The organism is Thermobaculum sp. T2p (assembly GCF_059335935.1).
In genome coordinates, this window is record NZ_JANZYQ010000010.1 from 91,803 (window position 1) to 103,726 (window position 11,924).

General features: G+C 48.2%; 9 protein-coding genes. 7 read left to right on the forward strand and 2 right to left on the reverse strand.

Annotated elements, in window-relative coordinates:
• Positions 1–42 precede the first annotated feature (42 nt).
• The 4 genes from N2245_RS05670 to N2245_RS05685 are packed head-to-tail and all read left to right on the forward strand — an operon-like array spanning position 43 to position 2,562.
• Positions 43–414 carry a VOC family protein gene (locus tag N2245_RS05670; protein ID WP_494535758.1) on the forward strand — a complete coding sequence of 124 codons (372 nt, stop codon included), beginning with the start codon at positions 43–45 and terminating at the stop codon, positions 412–414.
• The gene (locus tag N2245_RS05675; RefSeq protein WP_494535759.1) at positions 411–1,340 is read left to right on the forward strand and encodes an ADP-ribosylglycohydrolase family protein; all 930 of its coding nucleotides are present in this window, start codon (positions 411–413) and stop codon (positions 1,338–1,340) included. The genes N2245_RS05670 and N2245_RS05675 overlap by 4 nt, the downstream gene beginning before the upstream one ends.
• Before the next feature lie 2 nt (positions 1,341–1,342).
• Positions 1,343–1,729, forward strand: coding sequence for an MGMT family protein (locus N2245_RS05680; protein WP_494535760.1), 387 nt, complete (start codon positions 1,343–1,345; stop codon positions 1,727–1,729).
• 23 nt (positions 1,730–1,752) lie between these two features.
• The gene (locus N2245_RS05685) at positions 1,753–2,562 is read left to right on the forward strand and encodes an LLM class flavin-dependent oxidoreductase (RefSeq protein ID WP_494535761.1); all 810 of its coding nucleotides are present in this window, start codon (positions 1,753–1,755) and stop codon (positions 2,560–2,562) included.
• Here N2245_RS05685 and N2245_RS05690 read toward each other — a convergent pair.
• Together N2245_RS05690 and N2245_RS05695 are read right to left on the reverse strand one after the other, a co-directional pair.
• Entirely contained in the window at positions 2,548–3,600 is a 1,053-nt protein-coding gene (locus tag N2245_RS05690) for a 2-oxoacid:ferredoxin oxidoreductase subunit beta (RefSeq protein WP_494535762.1), read from the reverse strand. The genes N2245_RS05685 and N2245_RS05690 overlap by 15 nt on opposite strands.
• A 3-nt stretch (positions 3,601–3,603) precedes the next feature.
• Complete coding sequence (locus tag N2245_RS05695; RefSeq protein ID WP_494535763.1) at positions 3,604–5,427, reverse strand: 2-oxoacid:acceptor oxidoreductase subunit alpha; 1,824 nt, start codon at positions 5,425–5,427, stop codon at positions 3,604–3,606.
• A 235-nt stretch (positions 5,428–5,662) separates the two neighbouring features.
• Here N2245_RS05695 and N2245_RS05700 point away from each other — a divergent pair, with 235 nt between their 5' ends.
• The 3 genes from N2245_RS05700 (at position 5,663) to N2245_RS05710 (ending at position 11,919) form a co-directional block, all read left to right on the forward strand.
• Positions 5,663–8,500, forward strand: coding sequence for a 2-oxoglutarate dehydrogenase E1 component (locus N2245_RS05700; protein ID WP_494535764.1), 2,838 nt, complete (start codon positions 5,663–5,665; stop codon positions 8,498–8,500).
• On the forward strand, positions 8,490–9,740 hold the full coding sequence (gene odhB, locus N2245_RS05705; RefSeq protein WP_494535765.1) for a 2-oxoglutarate dehydrogenase complex dihydrolipoyllysine-residue succinyltransferase: 1,251 nt from the start codon (positions 8,490–8,492) through the stop codon (positions 9,738–9,740). The genes N2245_RS05700 and odhB overlap by 11 nt, the downstream gene beginning before the upstream one ends.
• A 220-nt stretch (positions 9,741–9,960) precedes the next feature.
• Positions 9,961–11,919: an alpha-1,4-glucan--maltose-1-phosphate maltosyltransferase gene (locus N2245_RS05710; protein WP_494535766.1), complete on the forward strand. Its 1,959-nt coding sequence runs from the start codon at positions 9,961–9,963 to the stop codon at positions 11,917–11,919.
• Positions 11,920–11,924: the final 5 nt, after the last annotated feature.

Sequence of the window (11,924 nt, forward strand, 5' to 3'; positions counted from 1 at the left end):
CAGAAAGCCCGTATTTTCTCACTCCAGGGGAGGAGGGAATTCATGAGCATCGCCATCCATCACGTGCAGATAGCTATTCCAGAAGGGGGTGAGGATAAAGCTAGAGAGTTCTACAGCCAGATTCTCCTTCTTACAGAGGTCCCTAAGCCTCCAACGCTGGCATCCAGAGGTGGAGCATGGTTCTCCACAGGAAACCTAGAACTGCATCTGGGAATAGATCCCAACTTCTCACCATCTACGAAGGCACATGTGGCGTTTTTGGTAGACGACCTTGATGGCATCAAACATAGACTGTTACAGTACGGAGTAAGGGTTATAGATGACCATCTACTGCCTGGGTTCACTCGCTTCTATACGGAAGATCCATTTGGAAATCGCATAGAGATACTTCAGATCCAAGAGGAAAAAGTATGAGAGCAGACCAAGGAGATCTGAAGCTATTATCTAAGGCCCGTGGTACTTTGATAGCCGCAGCCTGCGGGGACGCTCTGGGGGGACCGCTGGAGTTAATGGGTAAAAATGAGATCCGTAGAAACTTAGGGCAAGTAAAAGACTTCATAGGTGGAGGGTGGCTCTCGCTTAGCCCAGGAGAGGTTACCGACGATACCCAGATGATGATAGAGATTGCCCGCAGCATAGCCACGTTAGGAAGGGTAGACCCACAGGACATCGCAACACGCTTGGTCGAATGGATGAACTCCAATCCAAAAGATATTGACAACACCGTTTTTGAATCACTCAACTTAATCCGAGATGGCACACCTATCTACGAAGCTAGTAAGCTGGTAATCGAACGAGAGGGCTTTACAAATGGCAGCAGAGGAAACGGATGCCTTGTACCGTGTGTGCCTATAGCTCTGCTCCTTTACAAACGAGAGCAAGCGCTCGTAAAGCAAACACGTAGCGTAGCTTCCATTACCCACGCTAACCTAGTATGCCAATGGTCAGCTATAGCGCTGAATATGATGATATCCGAATTACTTAGAGGAAAATTTGAGCAAGTAGTTGTTCGAATAGCTGACAAAGTTCCACAGCCTGAGATCAGTGAGATGTTGCGCAGTATAGAGAAGAAGGGCGAAGACGATCTAGACAACTCCGGAGACGTGCTGGCAACTCTCGAAAGCGCTATCTGGGCATTCGGAAATACCAGCAGCTTAGAAGCTGCTATCATAAAGGCAGCCAATTTGGGAGGAGATGCGGATACCAGAGCAGCCGTTACAGGAGCGCTTGCTGGCGCTCACTATGGAATAGAATCCATACCCCAAAGGTGGCTAGAAAGGCTGCAACCAGCGCAAGAGCTAATAGACCTTGCAGAACAGATAGTACGGATAAGCAGGTAAAGATGAGCACACCCAAGGAAGCCAAGTCTTTCAAGGAGATCGTTTGGAGGATTGTATCCTCGATTCCCAAAGGTAAGGTAATGACCTATGGACAGATAGCAACGCTAGCAGGATACCCAGGATCAGCTCAGGTTGTAGGATGGATACTCCACTATACCCCCCCTGAGCTAAGAATCCCTTGCCAGCGGGTGGTCAACAGATTCGGAGGACTGGCATCAGGCTACGGGTGGGGAGGAGTGTATAGCCATAAGAGAGATCTGGAGAACGATGGTGTAGAAGTTAGAGAGGACTTCACAGTTGATCTTCAGAAGTATCAATGGTTCCCTCCACAAGAGTTAGTGGACGAGTGGCTAAGCTTCAAGCTCGAGTGCTTGAACCGGGATAGCTAGTTTTATTTAGTGAGGCGGAAATCATGAAGCTAGGAATAGTATTTAGTCCTGCCAGTAACTGGCAGGAGATCTTCCAGGCAGCGCTCTTAGCAGACAAGTTAGGGCTGGATTCAGTGGGCTTCTGGGACCATTATCACTCCCTGAAACCTGAATGGGGATACGTCTGTGGATGGGCTTCCTATGGAGCCCTAGCCTGTGCTACCGAAAGGATCAAACTGGTACCTATGGTCATCTGTAATCTCAACTATGCACTGGGTGTAATGGCCAAAGAGACCTCTATGTTAGCCTTGATTAGCAATGGTAGGTTCGAGCTTGGTATAGGAGCAGGGGATTACCCTGAGGAATACGCTGCCTGGAATCTTCCTTATCCGGATGCAGATTCTCGCATTACATTCCTAAAGGAGAACATGCTTGCTCTAAAGGAGGTTTGGAAGGGTAAGCAAGTTACGTTTAATGGACAAAAAGTGAAGCTGCAGGATGCTACCTGTACCCCATCCCCCTCAAAGCCACCCAAGATCATAGTAGGTGCTGGTAAATCCAAGAAGCTGATACACTCAGCCTTGGAGTACGCAGACGAAATCAATATCTATGCAGATCAAGAGCTTGTGAAATATACAAAGCGAATAATATCCGACTCGAGCAAACCAATAGGTCTTTCCGTCTACCTCCACCTTGATTGGGATAAATGGCCCCAAGATATCTCCCAAGAGATAGCTAGATGGAAACAAATAGGTATAGACCGACTGTTTATAAACGTCGGCTATGAGTGGCCGCTGCAAGAAAAAGTCAGAGAAATAGCAAGCTCAATTACAGGCCAACTACATCAAGCCTGACATAATAGCCTCAAGCGCTTCCTTAGGTGGGCGCAGATCTTCCTCTTGAAGCTCAGCTAAGGGCTTCTCGGGCAGGCGCATAACTTCTGGGAAAGAAGGTCTGTCTTCGTTGAGATATATCAGCCCCGTTATAAATTCCCTGTTTGTCTGAGCTTCTTCCAATAGCCTCAAAGCTTCAACTTTGTTAGTAGGATCATAATCTCTATCCAGCTTACGTAGCTGGATCACAGAGCCGTCATGCAACTCGACCTCTCTCACCGTGCCAGGGTCATAGTCCACAACTATCTCTTCATACTTCGGCACAAACCCTATCTCATGCAGGGGCTCCTCATTGGCTTTACCATATGGGTAGCTCTTAGTGCTATCCTCGGCGTTGTTAAAGGTCACGCAGGGGCTTATAATATCTATCACAGCGGTACCCTTGAAGCTCATAGCAGCCTTTAACAGTTGACGAACCTGCTTAGCGTCACCGGCAAAGGATCTTGCCACAAAGCCACATCCAGCTATTATCGCCTCCATACATAGATCCATAGGTGGAAGCTCATTAATACCTGCGTGCTTTAGTTTCTGTCCCATATCCGCGGTCGCCGAGAACTGCCCCTTGGTTAGACCATAGACGCCGTTGTTTTCTATTATGTAGACCAGAGGGATATTACGACGAACCATGTGCTTGAAATGCCCTATACCTATGCTACCGGTATCACCATCACCGCTCACTCCTATAGCTAGCAACTTTCTGTTAGCTAATGTAGCGCCAGTAGCCACCGCGGGCATGCGCCCGTGAATGGCATTGAAACCATGAGATCTACCTAAGAAGTAGGCTGGTGATTTGCTCGAGCAACCTATACCACTCAACTTGATTATCTGCTCAGGCTTCAGCGAGAGCTCAAAAGCTGCTGTCATGATCTGGCTGGATATCGAATCATGCCCACAGCCTGCGCAAAGCGTAGAGACTCCCCCCCTGTAATCAGTCCTTTCCAAGCCTATCCTGTTTACTTTTCTTCCAGGAGAGCTCCCAGGCTTAGTTATGGTTTCCATGTTCTAGCACTCCTTTTCCAATAGAGCATTCACTATATAGTTAGCAGTCATAGGCAGACCATCGCAGTAAGCTATAGAGATTACCTTACCAGCGACTTCTGGGAATTCCATACGTATGAGGTTAGCCATCTGGCCATCGTGGTTAAGCTCGATAACGTATGTTCTATCATGTTTCTTTATGAATTCGCGAAGAGTCTCCTCTAATGGCAAGGCTCTTATGCGCAGGTAATCAGTATTCAATCCTTTCTCTGCAAGCAGATCGATAGCCTCCATTACAGGATGGTGTACGGATCCAAAGCTGACTATGCCCACACTCGAATCAGCCCATGACTCTATTACTGGTTTAGGGACTAACTTGCGAGCCGTCTCATGTTTACGTCTCAACCTCTCCATATTCTTTCGCCAGTCATCTGGTCTCTCGCTATACTGGGCGTATTCATTATGACCAGAACCTCTAGTAAAGTAGGCAGCAAGTGGATGATCCGTCCCTGGCAAAGTTCTATAGGGAATACCATCTCCATCTACGTCTCTGTAGCGCGCGAATTCTCCTATGCGTTGCAGGTCCTCTGCAGAGAGCACCTTACCTCTATCCATAGGTTCGGATGGATATTCAAAAGGATCACTCATCCAAAGGTTCATTCCAAGGTCGAGATCACTTAGCACGAACACTGGCGTCTGCAAACGTTCGGCCAAATCAAAAGCCTTGTAGCCAAACTCAAAGCACTCGGCTACAGTTCCCGGGATCAGGCAGACATGTCTAGTATCTCCATGCCCCAGGAAGTAAACTTTGAGCACATCCCCCTGAGAAACTCGCGTCGGCAAGCCGGTGCTAGGCCCTATTCTCTGTATATCCCAGATTACTCCTGGAATCTCAGCGAAGAAACCCAAGCCCGCAAACTCAGTCATCAGCGAGATCCCAGGTCCGGAGGTAGATGTCATAGCCCTGGCGCCGGCCCAACCAGCTCCTAGAACTATCCCCAGAGCCGCCATCTCATCTTCAGCCTGTACGACAGCATAAGTATGGTTACCATCTTTATCTGTGCGTAACTTAGGGAGATAAGACTGTAGTGCTTCTATCAAGCTAGTAGAAGGAGTTATAGGATACCAAGCAGCTACGGTCACTCCCCCGAATATAGCTCCTAGAGCAGCAGCACTGTTACCATCTATAAGTATCTTGCCCCGTGTAGCATCCATCCTCTCCACTCTGTAAGGGTCTTTCTTGATTATGTTCTCCTTGACCCAATCAGCGGCGGAGACTATCACCTGAAAGTTCTGATCAACAACTTTCTCTTTGCCACGAAATTGCTGAGAGAGAGCTGCTCTAATCTCTTGCCTATCAATACCTAGGAGCTCTGCTAAGGCCCCTACATACACCATACTTGCAAATTTCTCCCTCAGCTTCGGGTCGGCTCCTGTAGCTTCCACGAACGGCTTGACCGGAATAGAGTAATATACTATGTCCTCCCGAACTAAAGGCAGCTTGGACTCTGCAGGATATATACAGACCCCTCCTGGCGGCAGAGTCTGTATATCCTCTGCAAAGGTCTGGGGATTAAAAGCTACAAGTATCTCTGCCCGTTCCCTCCTAGCTATATAACCATCTTTATTGACCCGAATGGTGTACCAGGTAGGTAACCCGGATATATTTGAAGGAAAAAGATTCTTTCCATTGACCGGAATACCCATCCGAAACAGGGCTCTGATCAGTGTTAGGTTAGATGTCTGACTTCCGGATCCGTTGACCGTCGCTGCCACTATGGAGAAGTCATTGATCACCTCAGGCGTATTATTTATAGACACAGCTTGTACGTCTTCAGCCAGGCTCATGACACACCCTCTCGCTTGATATTCCCCTCGTACCAACAGCCTGTATAATTTTATTATGTTTATTAGGCTGCTATTATATGAAGATCTCTAGGCTTATAGTACCACTCATTGACGTCCTGTAAAGGGTATGATTTGCAATATATCTTATATGGCTAGCTTTTTGCTGTAATCAGGTATTGACACAGAATGCCTATAGCGCTATCCTGCAAGCCGGCTTGCACTTAGGTAGGGTGATATGTGGGGGAAGAACGATAAACTGTATGGTTTGAATGCTGGGTTAGTAGCCGAGCTATATCTCAGATACTTAGCCGATCCATCATCTGTAGATCCTTCGACTAGAGCATACTTTGATAGGGTAGGTAATCCGTTCCCAGAAGAGCTTGGGGAGTTAGTATTCCAAACAGAGCTACCCACTGAGATAGACATACTCAAGATAGTAGGCGCAGCCAGGTTAGCTAGGCTAACCAGAGAGTACGGTCACATGGCTGCACACTTGGACCCGCTGGGCACTCCACCCCCAGGGGACCCTGAACTCGAACTTGAGACCCATGGTTTGACTGAGGCTGATCTAGAGAAGCTACTAGCATCGGTAGTCGGGGGACCGCTTGCTCAGATAAGTAAGAATGCCCTCGAGGCTTATAGGAAGCTCAGGGATATATACTGCGGATCCATAGGTTATGACTTCGACCAGGTACAAGACTCAAAAGAGCGTGACTGGCTGCGTGATATGGTTGAAAGCCGCAGGTTTGCGGTTGGTGACGACCCGGAGTTCGATCGCAAACTATTGGAGAGATTATCAGAGGTAGAAACCTTCGAAAGGTTCCTCCACAGGTATTTCCCAGGGCAGAAGTGGTTCTCCATAGAGGGTCTGGATATGCTCATACCGATGTTGGACGAGATCATATCCAGAGCGGCAGAATCGGGCGTCAGAGAAGTCGTAATCGGAATAGCCCACAGAGGTAGGCTAAACGTCATGGCTCATATCCTGGAGCAGCCCTATGAAAAGATACTCGCCGAGTTCAAGCATGGCCTCGAACATACGAAGGGGACTTCTAATACGGATGTAGGGGTCGATAGCTGGACGGGCGACGTGAAATATCATCTGGGCGCAACATTCAATATGAAGACCAACAAGGGTCGTACCATACCTATAACTTTGGTTCCCAACCCTAGCCACCTAGAACATGTAAATCCGGTGGTCGAGGGTAGGGCACGCGCCGCCCAGGAAGACAGGAGCCTGCCTGGACCACCTCGTCAAGATGAGCGCGCATCGCTAGCTATACTCATCCACGGAGATGCGGCCTTTCCTGGACAAGGCATAGTTGCGGAAACTCTCAATTTGTCACGTCTTCCCGGCTATCGAACTGGAGGCACTATCCACATCATAGCCAATAATCAGCTGGGTTTTACCACAGAGCCTTCAGAAGGTAGATCTACAACTTATGCGGGAGACCTTGCCAAGGGGTTTGAGATCCCTACTGTACACGTCAACGCAGATGACCCTCATGCTTGCATCCTAACTGCCAGGCTCGCAGAAACATATAGGGAGACCTTTCGCAAAGACTTCATGATAGACCTGATAGGATACCGGCGTTACGGACACAACGAAAGTGATGAGCCCAGTTTCACTCAACCCTTGATGTACGAGAAAATACGGAAACACCCTACAGTTAGGGAGATCTTCGCACAGAAGCTTATACAGAGGGGAGTAGTATCTGCTGAGGAAGCACAGTCCTTCGTGACTAGGGTCGAAGAAAAGCTACGTAGAGCCATGCAGGCTGAGATCGAAGGTAGCAGGGGCCCTGAGTCGGAGATGGAGCTCTTAGAGCCGGAGAAGGACCATTTCCTGCAGGAGACAAAAGTATCTAGAGAATTGATCTCCGAGATAAATGAATCTCTGCTAAGCTTACCCGAAGGTTTTGAGGTACATCCCAAACTCTGGCGCACCCTCGCCAGAAGAAGAGATGCTCTTGAGAGAGGTGAGATAGACTGGGGACACGCAGAGACCTTAGCATTCGCAACGATACTTATGAACGGTACCCCAATTCGTATCAGCGGACAAGATACAGAGAGGGGTACATTTAGCCAACGACACATGGTGTTACATGACATAAAAACCGGGCAAAGATACATCCCGCTGCAAGCAATACCTCAAGCTAGAGCATCTTTTGCCATCTACAATAGTCCTCTATCTGAAAACGCTGTACTAGGTTTTGAGTACGGATACTCTACACACGCACCTGAAGCTTTAGTTTTGTGGGAAGCCCAATACGGAGACTTTGTGAACGGTGCCCAAGTGATGATCGATCAGTTTATTGTGTCTGGGCAAGCCAAATGGAGGCAGAAATCCGGGCTAGTGTTGCTATTGCCACATGGTTACGAAGGGCAAGGTCCAGAGCACTCTAGTGCTAGGATCGAAAGGTTCTTGCAGCTTGCAGCTAACGACAACATTAGGATTGTGTATCCAAGTAACGCATCCCAGTATTTTCATCTACTGAGGCGCCAGGCAGCCAGCCTCAAGTCATCCCCAAAGCCTCTCGTGATATTCACGCCCAAGAGCCTGCTTAGGCATCCACTCGCTATGGCGTCCGTTGAGGATCTTGTAGAGGGCAAGTTCCAAAAAGTTATAGATGACCCGCGTTCAAGTGATATAGCACCAAGGGTTAATCGCATAATCCTATGTAGTGGAAAGATCTACGTCGATCTAGTATCGAGCAAAGAATACAGAGAGGCCAATCACGTAGCTATAGCAAGAGTTGAGGAGCTATATCCTTTTCCTGCAAGGGAGATCTTGCAGGTAGTATCTAGATACTCGGCAGCCAAGGAAGTAGTATGGGTCCAAGAGGAACCGCGCAACATGGGCGCATGGAACTACATAGCCTTGAGACTTAGAAAGATACTTGATCCCGACATCAACTTGGGGTACATAGGTAGACCTGACAGGGCTAGCCCTGCAGAGGGATCTGTAACTTTGCACAACGTACAGCAAAGCAGAATTATTAAAGCGGCTTTCGGAGAAGCTCCAGATATATCTATTAGTGGAATAAGGGAGACCGTAAGACATGGCAGTTGAGATCAGAGTGCCTGATCTTGGAGAATCCGTAGTCGATGTTACAGTTCTAAAGTGGCATAAACAACCAGGGGACAGCGTAGAAGAAGGGGATGTAGTCGTTGAGCTTGAAACAGACAAGGCCAACGTAGAGGTTCCGGCCCCTTCGAGCGGATTCCTGGAGAGTATCTCTATACAGGAAGGAGAATCTGCCTCCGTAGGCGATCTGCTTGGAACGATTACGGAAACCCCTTCACAAGCTAGGGAAACGTCACAACCTGAGGAGCCTCAAGAGAGGGAAGAAGTCAGACCTCAGGCTGCACATCATACAGAGATGCAACCCAAGGCAACGCCTTCGGTACGTAGACTGGCTGAAGAGTTAGGTATAGACATCTCAAAGATAGAGGGATCTGGAGCCGGCGGTAGAATCACACGGGAAGATGTGCTAGCTACGAGGCAAGCCCCGCCTGGAGCTCAACAGACGGAATCACGTAAAACATTAGAGGCTCAGCCCATCAGGGAAACTACCCCTGCTCCCTCAGAAGCACCTATCAGGGAGCTATCAGAGCTGGAGAGACGAGAGCGTATGTCTACTCGTCGTAGAGTTATAGCCCGTCGCTTGGTAGAAGCTCAGCATACCGCCGCCATGCTCACTACCTTCAACGAATGTGATATGAGCAACGTTATCGAGATACGCCGAAGGCTGGGACCCAGGTTTCAGGAAAAGTATGGCATCAAGCTTGGCTTCATGTCGTTCTTCACAAAAGCGGTAGTTGCTGCCCTCAAGGAGTTCCCTTATCTCAACGCTGAGATAGATGGCGAAGACATAATCCTGAAATATCACTACGATATAGGTATAGCTGTTGGCGCCAAAGAAGGATTAGTGGTACCTGTTATCAGAAACGCAGACCGCAAGAGCTTCGCAGAGATAGAAAAAGAGATAGATGAGCTTGCTACCAAGGTAAGAAATAACACTATATCTTTGGAGGAAGTGCGTGGGGGAACATTTACCATAACCAACGGAGGTGTTTACGGTTCCTTGCTATCAACCCCCATACTAAATCCTCCACAAGTGGGTATCCTGGGAATGCATGCAATCAAGGAAAGACCGGTTGTAGTGGAAGGACAAGTAGTGGTTCGCCCCATGATGTACCTAGCCCTTACTTATGATCACAGGATAGTAGATGGAAGCGATGCGGTGCGCTTCCTAGTGCGTATCAAGGAGCTAATAGAAGACCCTGCTTCTCTCATGCTCGAGAGCTAAGATAATAAGTCTATGGGGTAATTATATCTCCGGGCAAATACTTCAGACTTATGGTCAGGTAGCTTATATAAGCTAGCTATAAGCTTTTTGTTTTTACGTTTAAAGGCCAGCCACTTGCACGCGAAACCAATGTGGCTCTAGAATATGCGCTACTGCCAACTCAAGCTATGATATCCTGAAACTTAGTACACACCGCCTACAGGAGGTGATCGCCGACATCATGGCAGATCAACAACCAGATCCCTTCTATCGAATAAGCATAGTATCTGTAAGACCACAGATAGATTGCGGCAGATTCCCTATAAAACGCATAGTTGGCGACAGACTGAGGGTAACTGCTGACATCATAAAAGAGGGTCATGATACGCTTGGAGCCGAAGTTAGATACCGGCGACAAGGATCAGAAGAATGGGAGTCCACCCCCATGTCGTACTCCTACGATGATGATGAGTGGTCAGCGGATATCCCTATCGAGTTCATAGGCACTTTAGAATATACGGTGGCAGCATGGACAGAAGTCTTCATAAGTTGGACTCATGAGCTGAGCCGAAAAGTTGCGGCCGGTAGGGATGTTAGCTCGGAGCTCCTTGAAGGACTCGAGCTAATACGCCAAGCAGAGGCTAGAGCTGTAGGAGAACCTAAGGTACTGCTGGCGGGATATATCAATAGGTTGCAGGAAGCTTCAACTCAGAGGGAGAAGGTAGATATAGCTCTTACGCCGGAGCTCGCCCAGCTTGTATCAGCACACGAAGCTAGAGAAGATCTCACTCTGTACAGTAAGTGGCTCAGGGTTATAGTCGACAGAGAAAAGGCAAGGTTCGGAGCATGGTACGAGATGTTTCCCAGATCTCAAACTGATGATCCCCACAAGCATGGAACCTTCAGAACGGCCATGAAGAGGCTAGAAGCCATCAAAGACATGGGCTTCGATGTGCTCTACCTTCCTCCCATACATCCCATAGGTTTCACAAACCGTAAAGGGCGTAATAACGCTCTAGTGGCCCAACCAGGGGACCCTGGTAGCCCCTGGGCTATAGGAAATCAGTACGGGGGGCATGATGCTGTAAACCCCGAACTCGGCACAATCGAAGACTTTGATGCTTTTGTAAGAGAAGCCCAAAATCTAGGGATAGAGGTAGCGCTTGATCTAGCTATACAGTGTTCGCCAGATCATCCTTACGTGAGGGAGCATCCGGAATGGTTTCGCAAGAGGCCGGATGGCACCATAAAGTACGCCGAAAACCCTCCCAAGAAGTACGAAGATATCGTTGCTCTCGATATGTGGTGCGAAGATTTCCGTAGTCTATGGAACGAGCTCAAGCGTGTAGTACTTTTCTGGATCGAGCATGGCATACGCATCTTCAGGGTAGACAATCCCCATACTAAGCCAGTAGCCTTCTGGGAATGGCTTATATCTGAGATAAAGAGGGAACATCCGGAAGTGATATTCCTCTCGGAGGCATTTACCAGACCTAAAAAGCTTCAGCTACTAGCTAAGGTAGGGTTCTCCCAGTCATACACCTATTTCACATGGCGCAACAGCAGGTGGGAGATAGAACAGTTCATGCACGAGCTGCTACATACCGAACAGGTAGAGTTCCTAAGGCCTAACTTCTTTGCTAACACCCCTGACATACTTACAGAATACCTGCAGAAGGGAGGCAGACCGGCATTCAAGATAAGACTAGCACTGGCTGCAACGCTGTCTCCTACATATGGTATCTACAGCGGCTTCGAGCTTATAGAGAACGTGCCTTTACATCCGGGCAGTGAAGAGTACCTAAACTCTGAGAAATACGAGATCAGGGTCAGGGACTGGAACGCTCCAGGGAATATAATCCCCTACATAAAGACGATAAACCAGGCTAGAAAACAGAACCGAGCACTACAGCTATACACTAATCTAACGTTTCACTATCCAGATAACCCCAATATCATCGCCTACAGCAAGATAAGCGAGGACGGCAGCAACCGTATCCTGGTGATAGCTAACCTTGATCCGTTTAACTGGCATGAATGCACAGTACATCTCAATGGTGAAGCTCTTCACATCGCACCTTGGGATACTTATACTGTGCACGATCTAATCACTGATGCCTACTACCAGTGGCACGGTACAGCTAATTACGTTCGTCTAGATCCAAACTATGAACCAGTACATCTCTTTAGGATAGAGTGATGAGC